At 61.0% G+C, this 26537-nt stretch carries 26 protein-coding genes; 17 read left to right on the forward strand and 9 right to left on the reverse strand.

Annotation, left to right across the window (positions count from 1 at the left end; all coding sequences use genetic code 11):
• The first annotated feature begins 90 nt into the window (after positions 1-90).
• Together motA and motB are read left to right on the forward strand one after the other, a co-directional pair.
• Complete coding sequence (gene motA / locus CQ007_RS01800) at positions 91-945, forward strand: flagellar motor stator protein MotA (RefSeq protein ID WP_105643193.1); 855 nt, start codon at positions 91-93, stop codon at positions 943-945.
• 3 nt (positions 946-948) lie between these two features.
• The gene (gene motB, locus CQ007_RS01805) at positions 949-1965 is read left to right on the forward strand and encodes a flagellar motor protein MotB (RefSeq protein WP_105643357.1); all 1017 of its coding nucleotides are present in this window, start codon (positions 949-951) and stop codon (positions 1963-1965) included.
• Between the two features lie 207 nt (positions 1966-2172).
• On the opposite strand, the gene rsgA is transcribed toward motB, so the two are convergent.
• Positions 2173-3198: a small ribosomal subunit biogenesis GTPase RsgA gene (rsgA, locus tag CQ007_RS01810; RefSeq protein WP_105643194.1), complete on the reverse strand. Its 1026-nt coding sequence runs from the start codon at positions 3196-3198 to the stop codon at positions 2173-2175.
• Between the two features lie 122 nt (positions 3199-3320).
• On the opposite strand from rsgA, the gene orn reads away from it, so the two are divergent.
• A complete protein-coding gene (gene orn, locus CQ007_RS01815; RefSeq protein ID WP_105643195.1) occupies positions 3321-3863 on the forward strand; it encodes an oligoribonuclease in 543 nt (180 codons plus the stop codon).
• Between the two features lie 512 nt (positions 3864-4375).
• On the opposite strand, the gene queG is transcribed toward orn, so the two are convergent.
• Positions 4376-5461: a tRNA epoxyqueuosine(34) reductase QueG gene (gene queG, locus CQ007_RS01820; RefSeq protein ID WP_105643196.1), complete on the reverse strand. Its 1086-nt coding sequence runs from the start codon at positions 5459-5461 to the stop codon at positions 4376-4378.
• Positions 5462-5527: 66 nt separating this feature from the next.
• Between queG and CQ007_RS01825 the strand changes: the two genes are divergently transcribed.
• The 12 genes from CQ007_RS01825 to CQ007_RS01880 all read left to right on the forward strand — a co-directional run bounded on the left by CQ007_RS01825 (position 5528) and on the right by CQ007_RS01880 (position 18533).
• Entirely contained in the window at positions 5528-7018 is a 1491-nt protein-coding gene (locus CQ007_RS01825) for an NAD(P)H-hydrate dehydratase (RefSeq protein ID WP_105643358.1), read from the forward strand.
• Positions 7015-7497 (forward strand): tRNA (adenosine(37)-N6)-threonylcarbamoyltransferase complex ATPase subunit type 1 TsaE, encoded by a 483-nt coding sequence (tsaE, locus tag CQ007_RS01830; protein WP_371919775.1) that lies wholly within the window; start codon positions 7015-7017, stop codon positions 7495-7497. Before CQ007_RS01825 ends, tsaE begins: the two co-directional genes overlap by 4 nt.
• Before the next feature lie 20 nt (positions 7498-7517).
• The gene (locus CQ007_RS01835) at positions 7518-8909 is read left to right on the forward strand and encodes an N-acetylmuramoyl-L-alanine amidase (RefSeq protein WP_177424252.1); all 1392 of its coding nucleotides are present in this window, start codon (positions 7518-7520) and stop codon (positions 8907-8909) included.
• 18 nt (positions 8910-8927) lie between these two features.
• A complete protein-coding gene (gene mutL / locus CQ007_RS01840; protein ID WP_105643199.1) occupies positions 8928-10784 on the forward strand; it encodes a DNA mismatch repair endonuclease MutL in 1857 nt (618 codons plus the stop codon).
• Positions 10784-11758: a tRNA (adenosine(37)-N6)-dimethylallyltransferase MiaA gene (gene miaA / locus CQ007_RS01845; RefSeq protein WP_105643200.1), complete on the forward strand. Its 975-nt coding sequence runs from the start codon at positions 10784-10786 to the stop codon at positions 11756-11758. The genes mutL and miaA overlap by 1 nt, the downstream gene beginning before the upstream one ends.
• Before the next feature lie 136 nt (positions 11759-11894).
• Positions 11895-12149, forward strand: coding sequence for an RNA chaperone Hfq (gene hfq, locus CQ007_RS01850; RefSeq protein ID WP_105643201.1), 255 nt, complete (start codon positions 11895-11897; stop codon positions 12147-12149).
• A 17-nt stretch (positions 12150-12166) separates the two neighbouring features.
• On the forward strand, positions 12167-13468 hold the full coding sequence (hflX, locus tag CQ007_RS01855) for a ribosome rescue GTPase HflX (RefSeq protein WP_105643202.1): 1302 nt from the start codon (positions 12167-12169) through the stop codon (positions 13466-13468).
• A gap of 119 nt (positions 13469-13587) precedes the next feature.
• Positions 13588-14799 carry an FtsH protease activity modulator HflK gene (gene hflK, locus CQ007_RS01860; RefSeq protein WP_105643203.1) on the forward strand — a complete coding sequence of 404 codons (1212 nt, stop codon included), beginning with the start codon at positions 13588-13590 and terminating at the stop codon, positions 14797-14799.
• Positions 14799-15671: a protease modulator HflC gene (gene hflC / locus CQ007_RS01865; RefSeq protein WP_105643204.1), complete on the forward strand. Its 873-nt coding sequence runs from the start codon at positions 14799-14801 to the stop codon at positions 15669-15671. The genes hflK and hflC overlap by 1 nt, the downstream gene beginning before the upstream one ends.
• A 1-nt stretch (position 15672) precedes the next feature.
• Positions 15673-15978: a DUF2065 domain-containing protein gene (locus tag CQ007_RS19280; RefSeq protein ID WP_305888507.1), complete on the forward strand. Its 306-nt coding sequence runs from the start codon at positions 15673-15675 to the stop codon at positions 15976-15978.
• A gap of 25 nt (positions 15979-16003) precedes the next feature.
• Positions 16004-17194: an ATP phosphoribosyltransferase regulatory subunit gene (locus CQ007_RS01875; RefSeq protein WP_105643205.1), complete on the forward strand. Its 1191-nt coding sequence runs from the start codon at positions 16004-16006 to the stop codon at positions 17192-17194.
• Between the two features lie 49 nt (positions 17195-17243).
• Positions 17244-18533 (forward strand): adenylosuccinate synthase, encoded by a 1290-nt coding sequence (locus tag CQ007_RS01880; RefSeq protein WP_105643206.1) that lies wholly within the window; start codon positions 17244-17246, stop codon positions 18531-18533.
• 163 nt (positions 18534-18696) lie between these two features.
• Here the strand turns inward: CQ007_RS01880 and CQ007_RS01885 are convergent, their stop codons facing one another.
• The 4 genes from CQ007_RS01885 to camD all read right to left on the reverse strand — a co-directional run bounded on the left by CQ007_RS01885 (position 18697) and on the right by camD (position 22729).
• On the reverse strand, positions 18697-19020 hold the full coding sequence (locus CQ007_RS01885; RefSeq protein WP_105643207.1) for a 2Fe-2S iron-sulfur cluster-binding protein: 324 nt from the start codon (positions 19018-19020) through the stop codon (positions 18697-18699).
• A 67-nt stretch (positions 19021-19087) separates the two neighbouring features.
• A complete protein-coding gene (locus tag CQ007_RS01890) occupies positions 19088-20356 on the reverse strand; it encodes an NAD(P)/FAD-dependent oxidoreductase (RefSeq protein ID WP_218278806.1) in 1269 nt (422 codons plus the stop codon).
• A gap of 17 nt (positions 20357-20373) precedes the next feature.
• A complete protein-coding gene (locus CQ007_RS19045; RefSeq protein WP_105643209.1) occupies positions 20374-21621 on the reverse strand; it encodes a cytochrome P450 in 1248 nt (415 codons plus the stop codon).
• Between the two features lie 22 nt (positions 21622-21643).
• Positions 21644-22729 (reverse strand): 5-exo-hydroxycamphor dehydrogenase, encoded by a 1086-nt coding sequence (camD, locus tag CQ007_RS01900; RefSeq protein WP_105643210.1) that lies wholly within the window; start codon positions 22727-22729, stop codon positions 21644-21646.
• A gap of 199 nt (positions 22730-22928) precedes the next feature.
• Here camD and CQ007_RS01905 point away from each other — a divergent pair, with 199 nt between their 5' ends.
• Complete coding sequence (locus CQ007_RS01905) at positions 22929-23528, forward strand: TetR/AcrR family transcriptional regulator (RefSeq protein WP_256582179.1); 600 nt, start codon at positions 22929-22931, stop codon at positions 23526-23528.
• Positions 23529-23806: 278 nt separating this feature from the next.
• Here CQ007_RS01905 and CQ007_RS01910 read toward each other — a convergent pair whose 3' ends face one another.
• From CQ007_RS01910 to CQ007_RS01920, 3 genes are all read right to left on the reverse strand, one after another.
• On the reverse strand, positions 23807-24553 hold the full coding sequence (locus CQ007_RS01910; RefSeq protein WP_256582160.1) for an MBL fold metallo-hydrolase: 747 nt from the start codon (positions 24551-24553) through the stop codon (positions 23807-23809).
• Between the two features lie 101 nt (positions 24554-24654).
• Complete coding sequence (locus tag CQ007_RS01915) at positions 24655-25401, reverse strand: SDR family NAD(P)-dependent oxidoreductase (RefSeq protein WP_105643212.1); 747 nt, start codon at positions 25399-25401, stop codon at positions 24655-24657.
• A gap of 34 nt (positions 25402-25435) precedes the next feature.
• Positions 25436-25852: a nuclear transport factor 2 family protein gene (locus CQ007_RS01920; protein WP_218278807.1), complete on the reverse strand. Its 417-nt coding sequence runs from the start codon at positions 25850-25852 to the stop codon at positions 25436-25438.
• A 158-nt stretch (positions 25853-26010) separates the two neighbouring features.
• On the opposite strand from CQ007_RS01920, the gene CQ007_RS01925 reads away from it, so the two are divergent.
• Positions 26011-26532 (forward strand): nuclear transport factor 2 family protein, encoded by a 522-nt coding sequence (locus CQ007_RS01925; RefSeq protein ID WP_105643214.1) that lies wholly within the window; start codon positions 26011-26013, stop codon positions 26530-26532.
• The last annotated feature ends 5 nt before the right edge of the window (positions 26533-26537 follow it).

The raw sequence follows: 26537 nt of genomic DNA on the forward strand, positions 1-26537 counted from the left end.
TGCGCTGTCGATAGCGTCCGTCCGAATGCAGACTATAACGCGAAAGCGACCGAGTTGCTGTGCCAGGTTAGTTGGGGATCACTTGTCCATATGTTGAAAATTGCGGGTTATATCGTCGTTCTGGCCAGTGTGCTGGGTGGGTTCATGCTGTCCGGGGGTATGCTCGCAGCGCTGTGGCATCCGTTCGAGATCGTCATCATCGGTGGCGCGGCACTGGGGGCCTTTCTGGTGGCCAACAACCTGGGCACGGTGAAGAAGGTGTTCGGCAAGGTTCCGGTGATCTTCTTCGGTCACCGTTTCAACAAGCCGTTCTACCTGGATGTGCTCGGGCTGCTGTACGAGATTCTCAACAAGAGCCGCCGCGAAGGCATGATGGCGATCGAGGCGGATATCGAGGAGCCGCAGGAGAGCCCGATCTTCAGCAAGTACCCGGCGATTCTCAAGGATGACGGCATGACCGCCTTCATCTGCGACTACCTGCGCATCATGACTACCGGCACCATGGCCCCGCATGAGCTGGAAGCCCTGTTCGATGTGGAGATCTCCACCCTGACCGAGGAGCTGAGCGAGCCATCCCATGCCATGAACCGGGTCGCCGATGCGCTACCGGGCTTCGGTATCGTCGCCGCGGTACTGGGGATCGTGGTGACCATGAGCATCCTCGGCGAGGCGGACAACGCCCTGATCGGCGAGAAGGTCGGTACTGCCCTGGTCGGTACCTTCCTCGGTATTCTGGCGGCCTATGGCTTCGTCGGTCCGTTCAGTGCGGCGATGCAGCACGAGGCCACGGAGGAGGCCAATACCTACGAGGCCATCAAGATGTGCCTGGTGGCCAGCGCCCAGGGGCTACCGCCGGCACTGGCGGTGGAGTTCGGCCGCAAGGCGCTGCTGTCCGAACAGCGCCCGAGCTTTGCGGAAATGGAAGCGGCAGTGAAGGGGCGTTGATTGGTGGCCAATAGCGAACAGCCGATCATCGTCAAGCGGGTCAGCCGCAAGGCTGGCGGTCACCACGGCGGCTCCTGGAAAATCGCCTTTGCCGACTTCGCCATCGCCATGATGGCGTTCTTCCTGGTGATGTGGCTGGTGACAGTGGCCACGCCGGAACAGTTGAAGATGGTTTCCGAATACTTCAAGGACCCGATCAACTTCGATGGTGGCAGCCGCCATCCGATCGACCTGGGCGGCTCGCCGACCGTCGCTCCCCAGCGCACGCTCAACGAACCGGCGGCAGACATCGAGCAGCCGCCGCTGCCGATGGAGCCGGAGGTCGACGAGCGGCCCGACATGATCGAGCTGCGCGAGCTGGACCTGCTGCTGCAGGAACTGCAGAACAAGATCGAGACCGAGCCGGTGCTGCAGCGGTTCCGTGAGCAGATCCTCATGGAGTTCACCATGGAGGGGCTACGCATCCAGATCGTCGATGCGGAAAATCGCCCGATGTTCGCCAGCGGCAGCCCGGACCTGCAGCCCTATTTCGAGGATATCCTGCTGGCCCTCAGCGACACCATCGCCAAGGTGCCGAAGAAGATCAGCATCAGCGGCCATACCGACGCCATGCCTTATGTCGGCCGCCGGGACTATGGCAACTGGGAACTGTCGGCGCAGCGGGCCAATGCCGCGCGGCGCACCCTGCAGGCGGCCGGCTATCCCGAGGATCAGGTGGCACGGGTGGTCGGCTATGCCGATTCGGCCCTGTTCGATGGCAACAATCCGCTGAACCCGATCAACCGCCGGATCGATATCGTGGTGATGAACCGGCGCGCCGAGCAGGCCATTATGCGTGATGTCGGCGGTGCGGCCGCTGCTATGGAAACCGCTGAGTCGGCGGGGAGCGAGATGGAGTCGGCATCCCCGTCATTGCCGGTGGACTCGGCACCGCAGGGCGACAGCGAGCCGGCCACCCAGCCGGAACGCCCGCGCAATCTGTTCGATGATGCCAGCCAGCCGCTGCAACTGGCCCCGTGATCGTTTGAGTGGGACGTGAACGCGGGGTGTAGCGCGCCTGCGCTACGCCGGGGCGCTTGCTGGGGCGCCTTCGTAGTTCCATCTCGGACTGCGGAGTGGTCGGCCAGAGGTGTCGAGATGGAACTCGACACTCCAATACTCTGTCCTCAGTATGCCTGCGGCCTGGCAGGCCTTGTCAGCGAGCAGGCGCTCGCCAACCCGTGGGAGTCAGGTGTCGTTGAGGCTGGCGAGGATATGCCGGTAGCTGTTCATCCGGGTGGCGGAGATGGCCTGGTTGGCCACGGCGGTGAGCAGGGCGCAGCCGGGCTCGTGCAGGTGCTGGCAGTCGCGGAAGCGGCAATGGCCGAGGAAGGGGCGGAACTCGATGAAGCCCTCGAGCAGCTCGTCATGGCTGATGTGTGTCAGACCGAACTCGCGGATGCCGGGCGAGTCGATCAGGTCGCCGCCATCCGGGAAATGGAACAGCCGGGCGGTGGTGGTGGTGTGGGTGCCCTTGCCGGTGAACTCGGACAGCGCGCCGACGCGCAGGTCCGCCTCCGGCAGCAGCGCATTGATCAGCGATGACTTGCCGACCCCGGACTGACCGACGAATACGTTCACATGGTCGCGCAGCTCCTGACGCAGGCCGTCCAGCCCCTCGCCGGAGCCGGCCGACAGGCATAGGGTGCGATAGCCGAGACGGGCATAGTCATCCAGCCAGGCACGCAGCTCGGCATACTCGCCCTGTTCCAGCAGGTCGGCCTTGTTCAGCACCAGCAGCGGCTCCAGCTGCGCCTGCTCGGCGGCCACCAGATAGCGGTCGATCAGATTGCTGTGCGGGGTGGGCAGGGGGGCGAAGACGATGATCAACCGGTCGACGTTGGCCGCCACCGGCTTGAGCTGGCCGCGGTGATCCGGCCGGTACAGCTCGGTGCGTCGCGGTTGCAGCGCGACGATCACGCCGCCCTGCTGATTGTCGGCACGCCAGACGATACGGTCACCGGTTACCAGTGCCGGCAGATTGGCGCGCCGGTGGCAGCGACGGACCTGGCTGCGCTGGGGGCCATCCAGTGCTTCGACATCGACCTGCACGCCAAAGTGGGCGATGACCAGCCCTTCCTGTTCCGGGCCCAGGTCGCCGCCCAGCAGGCTTTCTTCGGCCAGATCGGCGCGTCGGCTGGCGCGAGCGCTGCGCTCGTCCTGAATCTTCTGAATCCGCCAGCTCTGGCGTCGTGTTAGATGTCGCTTGGCCATGTGTCATGCATCTTGGGAATCCGCCGCAGTGTAGCATGGGCGGCGTATACTGATCGCGAAAACACGGATAGGCAGCCGTCCCCTGTCTGACGTGACGTCAACAGTCCCTGATAGGAGCAGCTATGAAGCACCCAGATAACCTGATCTGGATCGACCTGGAAATGACCGGGCTGAATCCGGACCAGGATGTGATCATCGAGATCGCCACCATCATCACCGACTCGCAGCTGAACGTGCTGGCCGAAGGCCCGGCGATTGCGGTGAAGCAGCCCGATGCGCTGCTCGATGGTATGGATGAGTGGAATACCCGCCAGCACAATCAATCCGGTCTGGTGCAGCGGGTCAAGGACAGTGCCATCAGTGTCGAAGAGGCCGAGCAGATGACGCTGGAATTCCTCAGCCAGTGGGTGCCGGCTGGCCGCTCGCCGATGTGTGGCAACAGCATCTGCCAGGATCGGCGCTTCCTCTATCGCGGGATGCCGAATCTGGAGCGGTTCTTCCATTACCGCAACCTGGATGTCTCGACTCTCAAGGAACTGGCCGCGCGCTGGGCTCCGGCGGTGCGCGATGGCTTCCAGAAGGAAAGCAGTCACCTGGCGATGGATGATATCCGCGACTCGATCGCCGAACTGCAGCATTACCGCGAGCATTTCATCAAGGTGTGAGTTGATGACGGAATGGTGTCTGGAGTGCGGCCTACATCGTCATTGCGAACCCGCAGGGTGAAGCAATCCATGGCTCCGGGCTGGCCGGCCAGCGCTGGATTGCCACGTCGCTGGCGCGACTCGCAATGACGGGGCGGTGTCTGGAGTGCGGCCTACATCGTCATTGCGAACCCGCAGGGTGAAGCAATCCATGGCTCCGGGCTGGCCGGCCAGCACTGGATTGCCACGTCGCTGGCGCGACTCGCAATGACGGGGCGGTGTCTGGAGTGCGGCCTACATCGTCATTGCGAACCCGCAGGGTGAAGCAATCCATGACTCCGGGCTGGCCGGCCACACGTGGATTGCCACGTCGCTGTCGCGACTCGCAATGACGGGGCGGTGTCTGGGGTGCGGCTTACATCGTCATTGCGAACCCGCAGGGTGAAGCAATCCATGGCCCCGGGCTGGCCGGCCAGCTCTGGATTGCCACGTCGGCGGCTCGCAATGACGGGGGCTGTGATGGTGGTCCTGCTTTAGCGGGAAACGACCTCGGCCGCGTCGACACCATGCCGGCCCAGCGCCCAGCGCACGTGTTCACGCACCAGCTCCGAGGGGTGATCCAGGCGGCTGTTGAGTGCCTCGATCACCGGGATGCTGGTGTGTGCATTGCCCAGCCCGACCGCCAGGTTGCGCAGCCAGCGTTCGTGGCCGATGCGGCGCAGCGGTGAGCCTTCGGTATTGCGCAGGAACTGCTCTTCATCCCAGCGAAACAGAGTGATCAGGTCTGCCTGATCCAGTTTATGGCGCGGACTGAAATCGCTTTCCCCGGTGGGTTTGGCGAACTTGTTCCACGGGCACACCAACTGGCAGTCGTCGCAGCCGAATACCCTATTGCCCATCATCGGCCGCAACTCCTCGGGGATCGCCCCCTTGAGTTCGATGGTCAGATAGGAAATGCAGCGCCGGGCGTCCAGCACATGGGCGCCGACGAAGGCCTGGGTCGGGCACTGCTGCAGGCAGGCGCTGCAACTGCCGCAATGCTGCTGGGCAAAGGCGTCATCGGTGGGTAATGGCAGGTCGGCATAGAGTTCGCCGAGGAAGAAGAAACTGCCGGCCTTGGGGTTGATCAGCATGCAGTTCTTGCCGATCCAGCCGAGCCCCGAGCGGGTAGCCAGCGCCCGCTCCATGACCGGGGCGCTGTCGACGAAGGCGCGGAAGCCGAACGGGCCGATCAGCGCCTGGATGCGCTCGGCCAATTGCTGCAGGCGGCGGCGCATCAGCTTGTGGTAATCGCGGCCCAGGGCGTAGCGGGAAATATAGGCGGCATCGCGATCGGCCAGGCGTTTGGCCATTCGCGTATCGGCGGGCAGGTAGTCCATGCGCACCGAAATCACCCGCCGGGTGCCCGGCACCAGCTCGGTCGGCCGCGTGCGCTTGCTGCCATGGCTGGCCATCCACTCCATCTCGCCGTGATAACCGGCATCCAGCCACTGCTGCAACCGCTGCTCATGCTCGCCGATATCCGGGTTGCTGATGCCGACCTGCTGGAAACCCAGTTCGGCGGCAATGACGCGGATCTGCCCGGCGAGGGCGGCGTAATCGGGGGTGGGATTGGACATTAGGCTGGGGTTCTAGGTATGGCTGGACGTATAATTCTGCCAGACATCAGCCAGGTTGACATGCCCATGCGTCCTGAACTGCCCCATCATCTGTATTCCGCCGCGGCGACCAGGGAACTGGATGCGCGGATCATCGCCGCCGGGACGCCCGGTTTCGAACTGATGCAGCGTGCCGCTGCCGCGGTGTGGCGCGAGTTGCGCCGCCGTTGGCCGGAGGCGCGGCGGCTGACGGTGCTGTGCGGCAGCGGCAATAATGCCGGTGATGGTTACCTGGTCGCGCAACTGGCGCAGCGTGCCGGCTGGCAGGTGGCGGTGCTGGCATTGACGCCGCCCGAACGGCTGCAGGGCGATGCGGCGCGGGCCTGGGGCGCGGCGCGGGACGCGGCGGTCAGCATCCAGCCATGGCCGGCCAGTCTGCCGCAGGAGGGCGTGCTGCTCGATGCCATGCTCGGCACTGGTCTGCGCAGCGCCGTGCGCGAGCCGTTCAGTAGTGCGATCGCCGCGGTCAATGACAGTGGCCTGCCGGTGGTGGCGGTGGACCTGCCCAGCGGTCTGAATGCTGACCTGGGTGTGGTCGAAGGGGCGGCCGTCCGCGCCGACCTGACGGTGACCTTCATCACCCTCAAGCCCGGCCTGTTGACCGCGCAGGGGCCGGACCAGGTCGGTGAGCTGTGCTTCGCCGCGCTGGCCGACTTGCCGGTGCCGGGTATGGCGCCGCAGCTTGAGCGGCTGGATCTTTGTAAGCAACTGTTGCCGCCGCGCCCACGGGCAGCGCACAAGGGTATGTTTGGCCATGTGTTGCTGATCGGCGGCAACCGTGGCGTGGGCGGGGCGATCATGCTGGCGGCGCAGACCGCGCTGCGCTGTGGCGCCGGCAAGGTCAGTGTGGCGACCCGCAGCGAGCATGTGGCACCGCTGCTGGCGCGCTGCCCGGAAGTGATGGCGCACGGGGTGGATGATCCGGCACAATTGGCACCCTTGCTGGAGCAGGCCAGTGTGCTGGTACTGGGGCCGGGTCTCGGGCGCGACGCCTGGGCCTCGCAGATGCTGCAACAGGCGCTGCAGGCGGATCTGCCGCAGGTACTGGATGCCGATGCCCTGAACCTCATTGCCGCGCAGGCGCCCACGCCGCGACTCGGCGAACGCTCGGTGATCACGCCCCATCCGGCCGAGGCGGCCCGGTTGCTGGGCTGTACTACCGCCCTGATCCAGGCCGACCGGATCACTGCGGTGCAGCGACTGGCGGAACGCTTCGGCTGTGCGGCTGTCCTCAAGGGTGTGGGCTCGCTGGTCGCTGGCCCCGAGCCGGAGCGGCTGCCTGGCCTGTGCATCGATGGCAATCCGGGTATGGCCAGCGCCGGGATGGGCGATGTGCTGTCCGGCCTGGTCGGCGCCTTGCTGGCGCAGCAACTGGAAGCCGGCGATGCGGCGCGCCACGCGGTGCTGCTGCATGCCCTGGCCGGTGACCGGGCGGCGCAGCAGAGTGGTCAGTTGGGCATGCTGGCCAGTGATTTGATTGCATGCATACGTTATTACCTGAACCTGCGGGATATTTGATGACCCTTGAATTCTATGTACAAGGTGATCAGGCCATGGAAAGCCTGGGTGCTGCCATCGGTCAGTCACTGAACTGGCGCGGCAGCGTCTGGCTGGCAGGTGACCTGGGCGCCGGCAAGACCACCCTCAGCCGTGGTCTGATTCGTGCCGCCGGTCATGTCGGCGCGGTGAAAAGTCCGACCTTCACGCTGGTCGAGCCCTATGAATTGGGTGAGCGCACCATCTATCACTTCGATCTGTATCGCCTGGCCGACCCCGAAGAACTGGAGTTTCTCGGCATCCGCGACTACTTTTCCGACAATAGCCTGTGTCTTGTAGAATGGCCCGACAAGGGTAGCGGCATACTGCCACAACCGGACCTGAGCATTCGCATCACGGTTGACGGGGAGGGCAGGACGTTGCAGATTGATGGGCATGGGGACCGCGGCCTGGCTGCAAGCCAATGGCTGCACAGCACAAGAGGCAAAGCGACGCCGTGACGAAGATCAGAACAATAATGATGCAGGCTGCCGCGCTGCTGCTGGCGGTCACCAGTATGCTGTTCTGCACTGTGCTGCAGGCGGCGGAGATCAACAACGTGCGTCTGTGGCGTGCCCCGGACAATACCCGACTGGTATTCGACCTGACCGGCCCGGCCGACCACAAGCTGTTCACCCTGTCCAATCCCGAGCGTCTGGTGATCGATATTTCCGGTGCCAGCTTCTCGGCTTCCACCAGCGGTCTGGCATTGCAGGACACGCCGTTGACCGGAGTGCGCTCCGCGGCCCGGGATGGTTCCGACCTGCGCGTGGTGCTGGATCTGTCGCGCGAGGTCAAGCCCAAGAGCTTCTCGCTGCCGCCAAACCAGCAGTACGGCCATCGTCTGGTAGTCGATCTGTACGATCATGAGCCGCAGTCATCCTTGCCGGCCACCGCCGAACCCAGCGCCTCGCCATTGCCGCAGACCCCGACCCGTTCGGTTGCCGAGGCGGGGCAGCGCGACATCATCGTGGCCCTGGATGCCGGGCATGGTGGAGAGGACCCGGGGGCCATCGGTCCCAACAAGACCCTGGAAAAGCACGTGGTGCTGGCCATCGCCCGTGAGTTGAAGGGCATGATCGACGCCGAGCCGGGGTTCAAGGCGGAGCTGGTACGCACCGGTGATTACTTCATCCCCCTGCGCAAGCGTACCGAAATCGCCCGCAAGCATAACGCTGACCTGTTCGTCTCCATTCACGCCGATGCCTTCACGCGCCCCAGTGCCTTCGGCGCCTCGGTGTTCGCCCTCTCGGACCGGGGAGCCACCTCGGAAACCGCGCGCCTGCTGGCGGATCGGGAAAACCGCTCCGACCTGATCGGTGGCGTCGGTGGGGTCAGCCTGGACAACAAGGACCAGGTGCTGGCCAGCGTGCTGCTGGACCTGTCGATGACCGCTACGCTGTCGGCCAGCCTGGACGTGGGCCAGCAGGTGCTGAGTTCGATCGGCAGGATCACCCCGCTGCACAAGCGCAGGGTGGAGCAGGCCGGCTTCATGGTGCTCAAGTCGCCGGATATTCCATCGATTCTGGTCGAGACCGGGTTCATCTCCAATCCGGGCGAGGCGCAGAAGCTGGTCACGCGCAGTCACCAGCAGGCACTGGCGCGGGCCATGCACAGTGGCATCAAAGCCTACTTCCACCGCAATCCGCCGCCTGGCACCCGCATCGCCGCGCTCAGGAGCAACGGCCAGTTGGCGCAGGGGCCGCGCGAGCATACCGTGAGCCGGGGTGATACCCTGTCGATGATCGCTACCCGCTACGACGTCAGTCTGGCCAGCCTGCGCCAGGCCAACAGCCTGCGCAGCGATCAGATCCGCGTCGGTCAGGTACTCAAGGTGCCGGCCGGCAGTATGTTGGTCAAGAACGACCCATAAGCAGTCATAGAAGCCGTCATGTCCCGAATACGATTGTTGAATCCGCGACTGGCTAACCAGATCGCGGCCGGCGAGGTTGTCGAGCGTCCCGCCTCGGTAATCAAGGAGTTGCTGGAAAACAGCCTGGATGCCGGTGCCACGCGCATCGACATCGACGTCGAGCAGGGCGGGGTGAAGTTGCTGCGGGTGCGCGATGACGGCCGCGGTATCATCGAAGGCGACCTGCCGCTGGCGCTGTCGCGCCACGCCACCAGCAAGATCGCCGATCTGGATGACCTGGAGCGGGTCGCCACCCTGGGCTTTCGTGGCGAGGCGCTGGCCTCGGTCAGCTCGGTATCGCGCCTGTTGCTGACCTCCTGCGCCGAGGGTGCGGATCAGGCCTGGCAGGTGGAAACCGAAGGTCGCGACATGAACCCGCGGGTACAGCCAGCGGCGCATCCACAGGGCACCACGGTGGAAGTGCGCGACCTGTTCTTCAATACCCCGGCGCGGCGCAAGTTCCTGCGCACCGAAAAGACCGAGTTCAGCCATCTGGAAGAGGTGGTCAAGCGCCTGGCGCTGTCGCGCTTCGACGTGGCCTTCAATCTGCGCCATAACGGCCGCTCGGTACTCAGCCTGCGCCCGGCGCATACCGAGCAGGAGGCCCAGCGGCGGGTGGCGAGCATCTGTGGCCCGGCGTTTGTCGAGCAATCGGTGACCATCGACCAGGAGCGTGGCGGGCTGCGCCTGTGGGGCTGGGTCGGTCTGCCGACCTTCTCGCGCAGCCAGGCGGACCTGCAGTACTTCTGCGTCAACGGGCGGATGATCCGCGACAAGCTGGTGGCCCATGCGGTGCGCCAGGCCTACCGCGATGTGCTGTTCAATGGCCGTCATCCGACCTTCGTGCTGTTCCTTGAAGTGGACCCGGCGGTGGTGGACGTCAACGTGCACCCGACCAAGCATGAAGTGCGCTTTCGCGATGGCCGCATGGTGCACGATTTTCTGTTCAGCACCCTGTATCGCGCCCTGGCCGAGCAACGTCCGGACGGGGCGGCCCCGACCACGGAGCAGCCGGACGGCGGCGAGGTACTGCAACCGGCCGCCATGCCAACGGCGAGCGGCCTCAGTGCCGGGGTATTCTCCGGGCAGACGCATATGCCGCTGCAGGAACCGGCGGCGAGCTGGTCGACACCCACTGCCAACCCGCGTCCTTCGCCACAGCAACTGGCGGGAGCCAGTCAGGCCTACGCCGGACTGTACGGCGAGCCAGTCAGCCAGCCGTCGTTGCCGGCGCAGGCCGAGGCCGGCGAGATTCCGCCGCTGGGCTATGCCTTGGCGCAATTGCACGGGGTATTCATCCTGGCGGAAAACGCCGAAGGCCTGGTGGTGGTCGATATGCATGCGGCGCATGAACGCATCACCTACGAACGGCTGAAACAGGCGATGGCGCTGGAAGGGTTGCGCAGCCAGCCGCTGCTGGTACCCGAGTCGATGGCGGTCAGTCAGCGCCAGGCAGACTGTGCCGAGGAGCACGCCGAGTGGTTTGCCCGGCTGGGCTTCGCCCTGCAGCGCATGGGCCCGGAAACCCTGGCCATCCGCGAAATCCCCGCGCTGTTGCGCCAGGCGGATGCGGCGCAACTGGTGCAGGACGTGCTGGCTGACCTGATGGAGTACGGCACCAGCGACCGTATCGACGCGCACCGCAACGAACTGCTGGCGACCATGGCCTGCCATGGCTCGGTACGTGCCAACCGGCGCCTGACCCTGGCGGAAATGAACGCGCTGCTGCGCGACATGGAGCAGACCGAGCGCAGCGGCCAGTGCAACCATGGCCGTCCGACCTGGACGCGCATGAGCATGGGCGAGCTGGACAAGCTGTTCCTGCGGGGGCGCTGATGGCGGCTTCCAGCACACCGACGGTGATCTGCCTGATGGGGCCGACCGCCGCGGGCAAGACCGACATGGCGCTGCATCTGGCCGAGCGACTGCCCTGCGAGTTGATCAGCGTGGATTCGGCATTGGTATACCGGGGCATGGATATCGGTACCGCCAAGCCCGACGCCGATACCCTGGCCCGCTATCCGCACCATCTGGTGGATATCCTCGATCCGGCCGAGGCCTATTCGGCGGCGCGTTTTCGCAGCGATGCCCAGCGCCTGATCGCCGATATCATCGCTCGGGGTCGCATCCCGCTGCTGGTCGGCGGCACCATGCTGTACTACAAGGCGCTGGCCGGCGGACTGGCACAGATGCCGGCGGCCGATCCGGTGGTGCGTCAGCGGATTGAAGCCATGGCCGCCGCCCAGGGCTGGGAGGCGGTGCACGCCGAGCTGGCCAGGGTCGATCCGCCGTCGGCGGCCCGTATTCACCCCAACGACCCGCAGCGCATTCAGCGCGCCTACGAGGTGTTTCTGCTCAGTGGCGTGACGTTGACCGACTGGCATGCCCGTCAGGCGCTGGAAATTGCTCAAAGCAGCGCGACTGGCGGGGCAAATATGTCCTATACTACGCGCTATGTGGCTGTGGCTCCCCGTGAGCGACATATCCTCCATGAACGTATTACCCTGCGTTTTTCACAGATGATCGAGCAGGGTTTCATTGCCGAAGTGGAAGCCCTGCATGCGCGGGGCGATCTGGATGTGTCCATGCCGTCGGTACGTGCAGTGGGATACCGGCAGGCCTGGGATTATCTCGAGGGGAAACTCTCTCTGGATGAGATGGTCGAACGAGGTGTGATTGCCACCCGGCAGTTGGCGAAGCGGCAGTTTACCTGGCTGCGCGGTTGGCATGAGGAAATCGAATGGTTCGACAGCCTGGATCCGAAAAGATCCGACAAGCTCTTGAAACACCTCGGATCAGTCGCAATATAGTCTTCTCGTCGTACTTCCGTCGACAAGTGCCAAGCAGTCATCCGGATTCTGGCTGTCCGTCCCGATGGACTGGCCGGATAATGTATTTCAATCTTATTTAGCGGTTCCCATAATGGTTTCCATAAGGAGTGAGGCAATGTCAAAAGGGCATTCACTACAAGACCCTTACCTGAACGTTCTGCGCAAGGAACGTGTTCCGGTATCCATCTACCTGGTCAACGGCATCAAGCTGCAGGGCCAGATCGAATCTTTCGATCAGTTCGTCATTCTGCTGAAGAACACCGTCAGCCAGATGGTATACAAGCACGCCATCTCCACCGTGGTTCCCGGTCGTCCGGTACGCCTGCCGGTGCAGGGTGCGGGCGATGAAGCCGAGGCCGGCAATCCTTGATCGCGCGGGAGGCCTGATTGTTTTTTGAACGCCATGAGGGGGGTGAACGTGCAGTACTCGTTCACCTGGAAGGCCAGGATGAGCAGAACCGTGAAGACCCTCATGAGTTTCTGGAACTGGTGCGTTCGGCCGGGGCGGAGATTGTCGATTTCCTGACGATCAGTCGTTACCAGCCCAGTCCGCGTTTTCTCATCGGCAGCGGCAAGGTGGAAGAGCTGCGCAGCCTGGTCAAGGCCGGTGAAGGCGACCTGGTGATCTTCAACCACGTATTGACGCCCAGCCAGGAACGCAACCTCGAGCGTGAGCTCGAGTGCCGGGTGATCGACCGTACCGGTCTGATCCTGGACATCTTCGCCCAGCGTGCCCGTACCCACGAGGGCAAGCTGCAGGTCGAGCTGGCTCAGCTCGATCACCTGAGTACCCGGCTGGTCCGCGGCTGGACCCACCTTGAGCGGCAGAAGGGTGGTATCGGCCTGCGCGGTCCGGGTGAAACCCAGCTGGAAACCGACCGTCGCCTGCTGCGGGTACGCATCAAGCAGATCAGCAAGCGCCTGGAAAAGGTGCGCAGCCAGCGTGACCAGGCGCGACGTGCACGGCGCCGGGCCGAGATTCCGGTGGTGTCCCTGGTCGGTTATACCAACGCCGGCAAATCCACCCTGTTCAATCAGCTCACCGAGTCCTCGGTGTATGCCGCCGACCAGTTGTTCGCTACCCTTGACCCGACCTTGCGCCGGGTCGAGCTGGCAGACATCGGAGCGGTGGTGCTGGCCGATACCGTGGGTTTCATCCGTCATCTGCCGCACAAGCTGGTGGAGGCGTTTCGCGCCACCCTGGAGGAATCCAGCCAGGCCGACCTGCTGCTGCATGTGATCGACTCGGCGGATGAGGAGCGGCCGTCCAATATCGAGCAGGTCAATCTGGTACTCGATGAGATCGGCGCCAGCGAGCTGCCGATGCTGGAGGTCTACAACAAGATCGACCTGCTGGACAACTTCGAGCCGCAGATACAACGTGACGGCAATGGGGTCGCGGTGCGTGTCTGGCTGTCGGCACGGGATGGACGCGGGCTGGATTTGCTGGCGCAGGCGATTGTCGAGCGCCTGAGCGAGGATATCGTGCAGGAAAGCATCGTTCTGGAGCACGCCGAGGCGCGCCTGCGAGCGCAATTCTATGCCGCCGGCGCAGTGACCGGTGAGCGTATTGCCGGCGACGGCAGGCAGGAACTGGACCTGCGGCTGCCCCGCAGCGACTTCAATCGCCTGCTCAAGCGCGAAGGCTGGCAGCCGGATGCATTTCTCGAACAACACACTTTGCAATAATGCATGCCGACTGCGGTTCGCGAACCAGCCGGCATTTGCTGTAGGATTGCGCAAATGACTGTGCCGGCCAACCGGTGTCGGCAAAAGCAGTTTCATAGGTTTGGACAACGGAGAACGCTATGGCGTGGAATGAGCCTGGTGGTGGTAACAACTCGAACAACCAGGACCCCTGGGGGAGTGGCGGCAACCGTGGCGGTGGCAATCGCGGCGGCAAGCAAGGTCCGCCCGATCTGGACGAAGCGCTACGCAAACTGCAGGACAGCCTGAACGGCATCTTCGGCAACAAGAAGCGTGGCGGTGGTGATGGTGGCGGTACAGGCCGTCGCCTCGGCGGTGGCCAGGGTATTCCCAAGGGCGTATGGGCCATCGGCGCCTTGCTGGTCTTCGTATTCTGGCTGTTCAACGCCGTGTACATGGTCGACGAGCAGGAGCAGGCAGTCGTGCTGCGCTTCGGTGAATACAACCGTACCGTCGAGTCCGGCCTGCATGTGTACTTCCCGCCGGTCGAGAAGAAGTTCCAGCGCAACGTGACCCAGGTGCGTTCCTATCGCCAACAGGGCCAGATGCTCACCGAGGACGAGAACATCGTCGAGGTGCCGCTGGCGGTGCAATACCGGATTTCCAACCTGGAATCCTTCGTACTGAAGGTCGAGGACCCGGAAACCAGTCTGCGTCATGCCACCGAGAGTGCACTGCGTCACGTGGTTGGTTCCACACCGATGCACCAGGTGCTGACCGAAGGGCGTGAGCAGATGGGTGTCGAGACCACCGAGCGCCTGCAGCGCTATCTGGATGCCTATCAGACCGGCATCACCGTGGTACAGGTGAACATCGAGAGTGCCCAGGCCCCGGCCGAGGTGCAGGATGCGTTCGATGACGTGATCCGTGCCCGTGAAGACGAGGTGCGTGAGCGCAACCAGGCCGAATCCTATGCCAATGGCGTGATCCCGGAAGCCCGTGGTCAGGCCCAGCGTCTGCTGGAAGAAGCCAACGGTTACCGCCAGGCCATGGTCGCCCGCGCCGAGGGTGAGGCCGAACGCTTCAACCTGCTGGTCGCCCAGTATCAACAGGCGCCGGAAGTAATGCGTGAGCGGATGTTCATCGAGACCATGCAGGAAGTGTTGAGCAACACCAGCAAGATCATGGTGTCCGGCGGCGAAGGCAACAGCAATCTGCTGTACCTGCCGATCGACAAGCTGATGCAGCAGGGTGGCGGCGGTTCGTCTTCCTCGTCGTCCGTTGTCGTGCCTTCCTCTACCGGTGCTGACGCCAATACGCGTCTGCCCGCCCAACTGCAGCAGCGCGATCTGCGTTCAAGGGAGAACCGCTGATGACTAACAAGTCGATTTTTGGACTCATCATCGCCCTGGTGGTGATTGTGGTCGGCTGGAGCAGTTTCTTTATCGTCGAGCAGACCCAGCGCGGTCTGGTGCTGCAGTTCGGTAAGGTGGTGCGTGACGATGTGCCTCCGGGCCTGCACTTCAAGCTGCCCTTCGTGCAGGAGGCCAAGCTGTTCGACGGCCGTCTGCTGACCCTGGATACCGCGACCCAGCGCTACCTGACCCTGGAGAAGAAGGCGCTGATGGTGGATTCCTTCGCCAAGTGGCGCATCGCCAACGTGCAGCGCTACTACACCGCGACGTCCGGTCTGCGCTCGATCGCCGAGGAGCGTCTGTCACGGCAGCTCGAGTCCGGTCTGCGTAACGAAGTGGCACGCCGTACCCTGCACGAGGTTGTGGCCGGTGAGCGCGACCAACTGATGGCCGACATCACCGCTGAGCTGAATGCCAGCGCGCGGCGTGAACTGGGTATCGAAGTGCTCGATGTACGGGTCAAGGGCATGGATCTGCCACGCGAGGTCAACCGCAGCGTATTCGAGCGGATGAGCACCGAGCGTGAGCGGGAAGCGCGCGAGCACCGCGCCAAGGGTCGCGAGTTGGGCGAAGGTATTCGCGCCGATGCCGACCGCCAGCAGCGGGTGATCCTGGCTGAAGCCTTCCGCGAGGCCGAGGAAGTCCGCGGTCAGGGTGATGCCGAGGCAGCGGCGATCTATGCTGCAGCCTACAACAAGGATCCGGAGTTCTATTCCTTCTACCGCAGCCTGCAGGCCTACCGTGAGAGCTTCTCCAGCAAGTCCGACGTGCTGGTGCTCGATCCAGACAGCGAGTTCTTCAAGTTTTTGAGGGGCGCGCAGCAGCCCTGATGTGGAACTGACCACACTCGTCCCTTTGGCGGGTGTGGTCGGTGGAAAACATGCTACAATCGCGCAGCCGGGTCATCCCGGCTTTTTTGTGACCGGCGGTATCGGGAAGAGGTATGGGCCGATGTGGCACAGTCTGGCTACGGCGCTTTGTCTGGTGCTCGTTCTGGAGGGCCTGATGCCGTTTCTGGCTCCCGCTGCGTGGAAGCGCATGCTGGCCGCGGCGAGCCGCATCAGCGATCGCCAACTGCGCATTGCCGGCTTGCTTTGCATGCTGACGGGTACCGCCTGCCTGTACCTGATCCGCTAGCCCTTACGTAATAAAGGTTTTGAAAATGCCTACTGTTGATCGTTGGCTGTTGCCTGACGGGATCGAAGAAGTGCTGCCTGAGGAGGCGGCGCGTACCGAAGCAGCCCGCCGGCAACTGCTGGATCTGTTCTCCCGCTGGGGTTATGACCTGGTCATTACGCCGCATATCGAGTACCTCGAATCCCTGCTGACCGGCTCCGGTCACGATATGGATCTGCAGACCTTCAAGATGACCGACCAGATGTCCGGTCGCATGCTCGGCCTGCGTGCCGACATCACCCCGCAGGTGGCGCGGATCGATGCCCATACGCTGGGTGCCGACGGCCCCAGTCGTCTATGCTATTGCGGTAGCGTGCTACACACCCTGCCGCGGCCGTTGTCCACCTCGCGCAGCCTGATCCAGTTGGGCGCCGAGTTGTACGGCGATGCCTCCAGCGCCAGTGACATCGAAGTCATCTCGCTGATGCTGGAAACGCTGGCCGCCAGCCGGGTGGAAAACGTGCATCTGGACCTGGGCCATGTGGGCATCTACCGCGGCCTGGTGCAGGCCGCCGAGCTGGATGGTGCCACCGAGCGGGCACTGTTCGATGCCCTGCAGCGCAAGGCGGCGGATGAAGTACGGGAACTGACCTCCCGCATCGAGCAGCCGTCGCTGGCGGCGATGCTGTGCGGACTGGTGGACCTGTCCGGTGACATCGATGTACTGGAGCGCGCCCATGCGCTGCTCGAAGGTGCCCCGGAGCAGATTACGGTAGCGCTGGATGAACTGGCGGAAATCGCCCAGACCATCACGCAGCGTTACCCGTCGGTGCCGCTGTATTTCGATCTGGCCGAGCTGCGTGGCTATCACTACCACACCGGGGTGACCTTCGCTGCCTTCATTCCCGGGACCGGTCAGAGCATTGCCCAGGGTGGCCGCTACGACGAGATCGGTCGGGACTTCGGCCGGGCGCGCCCGGCTACCGGTTTCTCCACCGATCTGCGGCTGCTGGTTTCCTGCGGACAGATCGAGGCCGACAGCCGCAGCCATGGCATCTGGGCACCACATGCCAGCCAGCCGGGCCTGCAGGACAAGGTCATGCAACTGCGCAGCGCTGGCGAGCGGGTGATAGTGGCATTACCCGGCCAGTTGGATACCGATGCGGCGAGCCTGGGGTGTGATCGCATCCTGCGCTTTGAAAACGATTGCTGGCAGGTTACAGAACTGCAAGTTTGATTCCGTGGCCTGCTGGGCCAGTCCATAACGAGTGAGGCAAGAGCTGAACATGGGTAAGAATGTTGTCATCCTGGGCACCCAATGGGGTGATGAGGGCAAGGGCAAGATCGTCGATCTGCTGACCGATCAGGTATCGGCCGTGGTGCGCTATCAGGGCGGGCACAACGCTGGTCACACCCTGGTCATCGACGGCGAGAAAACCGTCCTGCACCTGATTCCCTCCGGAATCCTGCGCGACAATGTGGTGTGCTACATCGGCAACGGTGTGGTGCTGTCCCCCGAGGCGCTGGTCAAGGAAGTGACCGGCCTGGAAGCCAAGGGCGTGCCGGTGCGTGAGCGCCTGCGCATCAGCCCGGCTTGCCCGCTGATCCTGCCTTACCACGTAGCCCTGGACCAGGCACGGGAGAAGGCCCGCGGCGAAGCCAAGATCGGCACCACCGGTCGTGGTATCGGCCCGGCCTATGAAGACAAGGTATCGCGCCGTGGCCTGCGCGTCGCCGACCTGTTCCACCGCGAGCGCTTTGCCGCCAAGCTGGGCGAGGTGCTGGATTACCACAACTTCGTACTGCAGAACTACTACAAGGTCGACCCGATCGACTTCCAGAAGACCCTGGAAGAGGCGATGGAATTCGCCGAGTGGCTGGCCCCGCTGGTTACCGATGTCACCGCGCGTCTGCACGAGCTGCGCCGCGAAGGCGCCAACATCATGTTCGAGGGCGCCCAGGGTTCGCTGCTGGACATCGACCATGGCACCTACCCCTACGTCACCAGCTCCAACACCACCGCCGGCGGCACCGCCACCGGTTCCGGTTTCGGTCCGCTGTACCTGGATTACGTGCTGGGCATCACCAAGGCCTACACCACCCGTGTCGGCTCCGGTCCATTCCCCACCGAACTGTTCGACGATATCGGCGAGCGTCTGGCCGAACGGGGTCACGAGTTCGGCTCCACCACCGGGCGTGCCCGTCGCTGCGGCTGGTTCGATGCGGTCATCCTGCGTCGTGCCATCGAGATCAACAGCATCAGCGGCATCTGCCTGACCAAGCTGGATGTACTCGACGGGCTGGATGCGATTCAGATCTGCGTTGGCTATCGTGACGCAGACGGCGCAGTACTCGAAGCACCCACGGATGCCGACAGCTATCTCGGTCTGGAGCCGGTGTACGAGGAGGTTCCCGGCTGGAGCGAATCCACTCTGGGTGTGCAGTTGCTGGCTGACCTGCCAGCTAATGCGCAAGCCTACATCGCGCGTATCGAGGAATTGGTCGGAGCGCCGATCGACATGATCTCGACTGGCCCGGACCGTAACGAGACCATCATCAAGCGTCAGATTTTCTGAGTTGAATTGATTGTGGCGAGGGAAAAAGCGCTCTGCTTGAACTGACGTCTATCATCTTGGATGGTCAGTTCAGGTTGGGCTCGAGGCTTGGGTTCTGTATTGCACAGAACCCAGGCCTTTTGGTTTTACCTGATCCGGTTGTAGGACGTGTGATTGCTGAGAATCACCACTGCCGATCAGGTATTTCTACCACGAGGCCATCGAGTACTGGGGACATGACAATCTGGCAGCATAGTCTGCTGTTGGGTTTTACTTCAGCTGCCGCGCATTCCAGCATACCGGCTTCGCGCTCTGTGGGTGCAGGAAGCTTGTCACAAAACGCTTCGTCCACATAAACGTGGCAGGTTGCGCAACTGGCGCTACCCCCACAGTCACCCACGATGTCATAGATGCCGTTGGACACTGCGGCCTGCATCAGACTGACTCCATCCGACACATCCAGTTCATGCCGGGTTCCATCATGTGATATGTATACGACTTTAGACATTGTTCTTATCCTTGTACCCATTGGGGTAAAAACACCAGTCTTCTGACTGTAGAATTGCGGGTTATATTCAGGCGTAATTCGGCTCAGCTCTTGCTGCGGCTATGATCTCTTTCAACGGTACGCTCTCATCGGCCAATAGAGCTGGATCAATCAGGAGTTGATCGGTGACAATCTGTTTCGATAGATTGAACTCCACTGGACGGTTCACTGTATCTACAGCTAATGCCCGATTGCTTCTGAGATAGAAGACGCTGAAATCCGGTTGCTCCATACTGCCGCGAATTACGATCCGCTCGTAACCATCGGAGAGGCCAACCATCTTCAATCCTATGTCATATTGATCAGACCAGAACCAGGGGGCAGCTTCGCTGCGACAGGCTTTTCCACACAGGATCGCGGCAATTTTTCTTGCCTGCTCCAAGGCATTGGGCACGGACTCGATACGAACCCAGCGGTTATAGATGCTGCTGCGAAAGCGGGCGCAGTCGCCGAGTGCCATGATCGCTGGATCTGATGTTTGCATCAGTTCGTTGACGATGATTCCATCATCGACCTGCAGCCCGGCTGCGCTGGCCAGCTCGCAATTTGGAACCAACCCGATGCCGGCGACCACCAGATCGGTATCGAATCGTCTACCGTCGGTGCAGACTACGGCTCGCACGTGCTGCTTATCCGCAGACATCTCAAAGCCGGCAATCTGGGTGTTGACCTGGATATCCACTCCTGCTGCGCGGTGCAGGCGTTCATAGAAAGACGACACCAGTGGCGCGGTTACGCGATCCAGTACCCTGTCTGCGATCGTCAGAAGAGTGACCTGCATACCTTTTTTAATTGCGGAGGCGGCAACTTCCAGGCCGATGTAGCCGCTTCCTATCACCACCATCCGGTTGCCAGGCACCAACTGGAGACGAATACGTTCCGCGTCCGATAGCGTGCGCAGATAGCAAAAATTGTCCGCCTCCGCCAAGGGGGCGCAGTCAGCCGGCATCGTGCGTGGACGGCCGCCGGTTGCCAGCACCAATCGGTCATAGTTCAGTGTTTGTCCGTCGGCGAGCTGTACCTGAGCAGCTTCGCGGTTAATGGCATCGACTCTGATGCCGCTCAGCAAGTGGATATTCTGTGCCTGGTAAGCTTCTGGTGTTCTTAGGTACAGGCTTTCGGCAGTTGCTGCACCAGCCAGATAAGCTTTGGATAGGGGGGGCAGGTGGTGTGGAATATCAGCGCTTTCACCTATCAGAGTGATCTCGCCTTGCCAGCCATTGGCCCGTAGGCCGAAGGCAACTTCGACTCCTGCTTGCCCGGTTCCTATGATGACTACCTTTTCGTGTGCTTTCACAATGCGGCCTCCCGCGGCTAAAGCGCTTTGGTCGAGGCAGTGTCCCAAACCAGAGGCAGGGATTTTACGCCGCTGACTATGCCACCCTGATGCTGAACTTCGGCGCCGGGCTTGATAGAAAAGTCGGGGATGCGTGCAAGCCATTCCTGCAGGGTGATGATAATCTCACGCCGCGCCAGATGTTGGCCCACGCACAGGTGGCTGCCATGGCCAAAGGTGGTGTGGGAAACCTTCTCACGGTTGAAGTCCACGTGCATCGGGCAGGCGTTTTCTCGCTCATCCAGACCGGACAACAGTTGTGGCAGGAGAATTAGATCGCCCTTCTTCATCTGGACGCCATGGAACTCATGGTCCGAAGTCAGAATTCGGCCATCGGCGACGACAGAAAATCGACGAAGGAGTTCTTCTATGGCGAACGGAATGCGATCAGGGTTTTCTGTCAGATCAAGGCGATGTTCAGGGCTTCTCGCCAGAAACTCCATGATGAAACTGAGAAAATTGACCACGGTATCCAGCCCGGCAAGCAGCAGCAGGCCACAAATTTTCTTGGCTTCATCACTGGTAATGGGACGACCATCGACCTCGCCGTTGGCGACGATGCTGATGGCGTCCGTACCTGGCTTGCCTGTGCGGGCTGCGATGATCGGTATCAAGTACTCATACAGCGCGTCTCGTGCCTCGGCGAACGTCATGCTGCCATCAGGACGAGTCATCTGGTCACATATATATTTCAGGTGCGGAACATCTTCATCGGGTAGTCCTGCCAACAGCATGAAAATGCGAATCGGGAAGGGCTCAGCATAAGCATCGGTAAAGTTGCATTCGCCTTTCAATTGCAGATCATCAATGAGGGAGCAGGCTAGCTCCCGAATCTGTTCTTCCATGCTGTCGACTACTGGCAAGCCCACCACTTTGTTATGAATGGCGCGGTACTTGCGCTGTTCCGGTGGGTCCATCGACGTTGGGATAAAATCATAGGCCTCGCCAGCTTCGCGCGGAATAAAAGGGCACTCACTGGAGAAAAATTGTGGGTTCTCATAAGCCTCGCGGATGAGTTTCGCGCGTGTGGCTATCCAATGGCCGCCGTTGCGCTGAGTCCAGACAATATCCGGAATATTTGGCCCTTGCAGGGTAGCCCATGCCCTCTGTGCTCCTTGTGACAGATTCGGTGGGTTGTACATGTCAAAGTCAAACACGAGGTGCTGAGGAACGTGAGCCGGTAGGGGGGCTAGGCCATTCTCGTTGTGCATGGTTTGAGTGCTCATTATTATTCTCCTAACTCAATATTCATAAAGTGGGGTCGATCACGGGTTTGATCAGGTTGCCAGTCTTGACCTGCTCAAGCGCTGCGTTCGCATCCTTGATGGCAAAGCGTTGAGTGATCAGGCCTGCAAGGGGGTATTGCTCCTGCATCTGGGCGGCAAAGTGCATTGCCTGGAAAAAATGCTTTGGTTTGGCAAAGGTCGCGCCGGATACATGAATATTCTTGACGGTGAGATCACGTGGCGAAATCGGTTGAGTTCCAATAGCTCCCCATAGTCCGAGTACTATGTAGCGACCATGGTTGCCGGTCAGGTCTACTCCTTCGGGGAAGGCGGGTAGCGCGCCGGCTGCTTCGACAACAACACTGGCTCCACGTTTGCCGAAGCGGTCGCTGACGATTCGCTGGCGCTCCTCTGTAGTAGTGTCCTGGAGCGAGATGGTCTCGGTTGCCCCCAGACTGCGGGCCATTTCCAGGCGGGTCTGGGAGTAATCAATGGCAATAACGTCCTTTGCTCCCGAGGCAGCAGCGACCAGCACAGCTGCCAAACCTACTGGACCAGCGCCTTGCACCACGACAGTGTCGCCCAGCCCAACAGGACCGCAACGGTCGTAGCCACGTAATACAGTAGGGAGGGCACAACCCAGGGCGGCCAGCGCCTCAGGTTGGGCATGATCTGGCAGACGATAGAACGCCATGCCGTTTGGCAGGCAGGCAAAATCGGCGTAACTACCCCAGTTGGGCTTCTCGGCATGTTCAAAAAAAGTTGAATTGTCGCAGGGTGTCTCGTCCAACACGGTGCAACTGTGGCAGCGGTGACATAGCGCGATGGGCGCCCAATACACCAAGTCGCCCGGTTTTACCGGAACGCCGGCATAGTCGGTGTTGACACCCTCGCCCAGCTTTTCGATCCGACCAACACCCTCATGACCAAGGATGATGGGAAAGGGCATTGCGCCTGCTTCACCGGAAACAATGTGCACATCGCTACCGCAGACACCGCCAAGCACGACACGGACCAATGCGCCGCCGGGTTGTGGGTCGAAAATAGGCACTTCCCAGGTTTCAACCCGATTTTGTTCCACCATTACTGCCGCTCTAGCGTATTGCATGCTTGCACCTCTTTTTTATTATGTTTACTGGTTCCGTCAGGGAGCCTGACCTGCGTTGCCCAGGATGCTGGGTTGGGTCCTATATCGGTGATATAGTGAGCATATCCATGGCTCGGAATTTAGTCAACACGCGTGATGAAAAATACAGTGTTGGCTATGAACATTGGCAAACAGCAGGGGAGGGCTCCCATTGGCCGCAGTGAACTCACCAAAGAAAAAGATGCGGATGGAAATCAGTCAGGTAGATGTCAAGCGCGATCTGTTGCGTGCGGCAAGGCAGTTACTCAGCAGCGAAGGGCGAGAAGGTGCAACCATGCGGGCAATTTGTGCGGCCGCGGGTGTGACGCCACCTACTTTGTATCATTACTATGGCGATTTGGAAGGTTTGCATAAGTCGGCAATTGATGAAACCTATCTGGAGGTTGCGAAGGCTTATCATGGTGGTGCGGAGGAAAAAGGTCCGTTGAAGGGCATTCGTGATGGATGGGCGACATTTCTTGAATTTGCCCACTCTGAACCGAACATGTGTCGCATTGTTATCCAGCAGATAATGGCAGGGAATCCGCCGAGTATGGTAAGTGAGACATTGCGGGGGCTAGCGGAGGATCTGAATGAATTTCACCGCCGGGGCCTGTTGAAGTTCAACCCCGAGGACACCGCACAACTGTTATGGATGTCGGCTTTAGGTGCATTGACCTACGCAGTCAGCAAAGATGGCCTGGTATTGGAGGGCTCTGAGGAGCCTGTGTTGCAAAAGGCGTTGCTTGAAATAACCCTGGGTGCGTTGTTTGAGTCTTGACGAAAAGGCGGGCACGGGTGGGCCCGCCTGTGGTTGCTACTCGGCTGACTCCAGACTGTCCACTATTGGAGAAAACTCGGCCGGAACCCACGCATAGGCGTCACTCTTGACCCGAACATGGCCCAGGCCGGGGAATGGGAGGTGCGCACCGGCAATCCAGAATTTCTGCGCAGAGCTCTTGGAAAGCAATTGCAGTCTCGAAGCTCTGGCTTGATCGGTATCGACGTCAGCTTCTATTACAACGTCAGGGTGAGCAAACTGCACTGCATGGTTATGCACTATATCCCCCATACCATCAGGCGCTCGGTGCCTGAGCTGAACAGGTAGGCGGTATGACCGGGCGTATGCCCGTAGGCAGGAACACTTTTCACCCCGGGGAGCAGCGTATCATCCGGTTGATAACGTTGAAGCTTTTCTTCGGTATAGGGCGCCATGGCTGTGCGGGTCATATCGAAGAAAGCCTGGTCGGTTTCTGCGATATCCCCCATGGCTGTATCCAGCCAGAATTCTGCCTCTGCCTGGGGAACGTAAATGATCGCATTGGGAAAGGCTGGGGTGCCATCAGCATTGGCCACACCGCAGGAATGGTCGGGATGCAGGTGAGTCAGCAGGACAGTATCGATCTGCTCCGGCTTGTAACCTGACGCTCGGAGGTTGTTTGCCAGGGAGCCCATAGTAGGTCCGAAGCATTCTGCAGCGCCTGCATCTACCAATATCAAATGGCTGCCGGTGTTGATGAGATAGCCATTTACCGCTGTTTGTATTCCCTCTTCAGTATTGATGAACATTTCATTCAGCAGGTTTTGCAAATTGTCTTTACTGATTCCCTTCAGCCACGCCGGGTCAAAATGAACGTAGCCATCATACAGGGCGGTAACTTCCAGTTCGCCGATGTTCATTCGATAATAGCCGGGTACCTGATGTGGTTGCTTTGCTATGGGCTCGGCCAGAGATGTCGATGCTGCAACAACTGCCGCTAAGCCTGCTGCCAGCAAGGATCTACGGAAAAAAAATCTTGAAGACATGATGGTTATTCTCCGTGCCTGACAATGGATGGCAGGACGTGAAAAATCAGTACATTGATGATATAGAGCACTCCAATGCACGCCGGGTTGAGCCTGGTTCGCTATTGGGCCAGCATGCCGGCGTCTACCAGATACTCGCTGCCGGTGATGTACGATGCCTCGTCAGATGCCAGGAACAACACCAGATTGGAAACCTCTTTTGGGTCAGCAATACGGCCCAAGGGAATCAAGCTGAGGGCATCACCTCCACTTTCATTGGTTGCTTCAACCATCATCGGAGTCTGAATAAAGCCTGGGTGAATCGAGTTGACGCGGATATTCCTGTTGCCGTATTCGACCGCCGTGGCCTTGGTCATGCCGCGCACGGCAAATTTGCTGGCCACATAGGCCAGGTTCGGGAAACCATAGTTGGCGGCCATGCCGGCAATCGAGGAGATGTTCACGATGGAACCGATGCCGGCTTTGAGCATGGATGGCAGAACAGCCTGCATACCGAGAAAAACGGAATGCTGGTTGACGTTGCAAACCTTCAGGTAATCCGCCTCGCTGAGCGCCAGGGTGTTGGCGACCGGACCGAGTATGCCGGCATTGTTGACCAGCACATTGATGTGCCCATGCACGGACTCGGCCTTGGCGACCACCTCGGCCCAGGATCTGGCGCAGGTAACGTCGTGCTTCAGGAACAGCGCGTTGCCGCCCAGTTCATCGGCCAGCGCCTGCCCGGCCTGTTCCGATACATCGGTCAATACCACCTTGGCGCCTTCGGCAATGAAACACCTGGCATGGGATTCGCCCATGCCCCTGGCGGCCCCGGTAATCAGCGCCACTTTGCCTGTCAGTCTACCCATGATGTCATCCTCTTGTTGTATTGGTCGTTGTGAACTACTCGGCGATAAAGGTTTCGTACAGATGCAATGTGTCACTGTATTCCTTGATGCCGGTGATGCGCTTGCCGTCCACTTCGAACAGGAAGTGGTAGGTGTTTCTGAACACTCTTCCATTGTTCAATTCCGAGCACGACTCGGCTTCCACCGCGACCCGCTTGCCTTCGGCGGTCATCCCGCCGGGGGTGATCGGCAGAGCGCCCTGCTTGTACGCATTGACGACGCCGCTTAGCAGTTCGCCCATCTGTTGCTTGTCATAGCTGCCCGAGATACCGGGCACATTACCGGATACCCACCAGATACAGTCATCGTCCAGGCATTCGAGAATACCGGCCACATTGCCGGTCGAGAAAACACACAGAAAGTGGCGCACCACCTCTTTGTTGCGTTCAAGCAAATCGTTGGTTGTGTTCACTGCACTACTCCTGCGCCTGGGATTGCCTGAACAGAGCAGGCTGATCCTGATTTTTGTTGTGTGGTCGACTATCAATAGCATTCCTGCTTTATCGTGGTCAACATTTGTGTTGATATAGGTTGTTGTGGACGTTACACAAGAACAGGAGAGAAATAAAAATGAACAAGGCACTGCAGGTATTGCTGGATAAGCAGGCGATCCATGAAGTACTGGTTCGTTACTGCCGTGGTGCGGATCGCTGCGATGAGGAGTTGATTCGTTCCGTCTACCATGATGACGCCTATGATGATCACGGTTACTGGCGGGGAAGCGGAAGCGACTTTGCCCGCTTCGTGTCTGCCCGCCTGACCGCCGCCAATCTGACGACCACGCACTCGATCAGCAACGTCCTGATCGAGGTTGACGGGGATCGCGCCCTGTCCGAGTCGCAGGTCGTGGCGACACTGTTGCGCAAGGGTAGCCCACGGCTGGCGGACGTGATGGGTGCACGTTATCTGGACCGCTTTTCCCGGCGCAATGGCGAGTGGAAAATCGATGAGCGCACGGTGGTGCTGGATTGGCACAAGGTTGAAACCTGGGCCGAAGCGGACGCGCCGATCCCCCTGGATGGCTTCACGCGGGGCGCCCGCTTTCCGGCTGATCCGGTGCATCGATTCATGGCGACAGGGAAGCCTCGCTGAGCGAG

The sequence above is a fragment of the Pseudomonas sp. MYb185 genome (assembly GCF_002979975.1).
GTDB lineage: Bacteria > Pseudomonadota > Gammaproteobacteria > Pseudomonadales > Pseudomonadaceae > Halopseudomonas.

What these genes read in the sequence shown, in the direction of transcription:
- CQ007_RS01825 (WP_105643358.1), top strand. Translation starts at nt 5,528, where the DNA reads ATGCGTCCTGAACTGCCCCATCATCTGTATTCCGCCGCGGCGACCAGG.
- CQ007_RS01835 (WP_177424252.1), top strand. Translation starts at nt 7,518, where the DNA reads ATGCAGGCTGCCGCGCTGCTGCTGGCGGTCACCAGTATGCTGTTCTGC.
- rsgA (WP_105643194.1), bottom strand. Translation starts at nt 3,198, where the DNA reads ATGGCCAAGCGACATCTAACACGACGCCAGAGCTGGCGGATTCAGAAG.
- orn (WP_105643195.1), top strand. Translation starts at nt 3,321, where the DNA reads ATGAAGCACCCAGATAACCTGATCTGGATCGACCTGGAAATGACCGGG.
- motA (WP_105643193.1), top strand. Translation starts at nt 91, where the DNA reads ATGTTGAAAATTGCGGGTTATATCGTCGTTCTGGCCAGTGTGCTGGGT.
- CQ007_RS01875 (WP_105643205.1), top strand. Translation starts at nt 16,004, where the DNA reads ATGCCTACTGTTGATCGTTGGCTGTTGCCTGACGGGATCGAAGAAGTG.
- CQ007_RS01910 (WP_256582160.1), bottom strand. Translation starts at nt 24,553, where the DNA reads ATGTCTTCAAGATTTTTTTTCCGTAGATCCTTGCTGGCAGCAGGCTTA.
- hfq (WP_105643201.1), top strand. Translation starts at nt 11,895, where the DNA reads ATGTCAAAAGGGCATTCACTACAAGACCCTTACCTGAACGTTCTGCGC.
- queG (WP_105643196.1), bottom strand. Translation starts at nt 5,461, where the DNA reads ATGTCCAATCCCACCCCCGATTACGCCGCCCTCGCCGGGCAGATCCGC.
- miaA (WP_105643200.1), top strand. Translation starts at nt 10,784, where the DNA reads ATGGCGGCTTCCAGCACACCGACGGTGATCTGCCTGATGGGGCCGACC.
- hflK (WP_105643203.1), top strand. Translation starts at nt 13,588, where the DNA reads ATGGCGTGGAATGAGCCTGGTGGTGGTAACAACTCGAACAACCAGGAC.
- CQ007_RS01925 (WP_105643214.1), top strand. Translation starts at nt 26,011, where the DNA reads ATGAACAAGGCACTGCAGGTATTGCTGGATAAGCAGGCGATCCATGAA.
- CQ007_RS19045 (WP_105643209.1), bottom strand. Translation starts at nt 21,621, where the DNA reads ATGAGCACTCAAACCATGCACAACGAGAATGGCCTAGCCCCCCTACCG.
- hflC (WP_105643204.1), top strand. Translation starts at nt 14,799, where the DNA reads ATGACTAACAAGTCGATTTTTGGACTCATCATCGCCCTGGTGGTGATT.
- mutL (WP_105643199.1), top strand. Translation starts at nt 8,928, where the DNA reads ATGTCCCGAATACGATTGTTGAATCCGCGACTGGCTAACCAGATCGCG.
- CQ007_RS01915 (WP_105643212.1), bottom strand. Translation starts at nt 25,401, where the DNA reads ATGGGTAGACTGACAGGCAAAGTGGCGCTGATTACCGGGGCCGCCAGG.
- CQ007_RS01885 (WP_105643207.1), bottom strand. Translation starts at nt 19,020, where the DNA reads ATGTCTAAAGTCGTATACATATCACATGATGGAACCCGGCATGAACTG.
- camD (WP_105643210.1), bottom strand. Translation starts at nt 22,729, where the DNA reads ATGCAATACGCTAGAGCGGCAGTAATGGTGGAACAAAATCGGGTTGAA.
- CQ007_RS01880 (WP_105643206.1), top strand. Translation starts at nt 17,244, where the DNA reads ATGGGTAAGAATGTTGTCATCCTGGGCACCCAATGGGGTGATGAGGGC.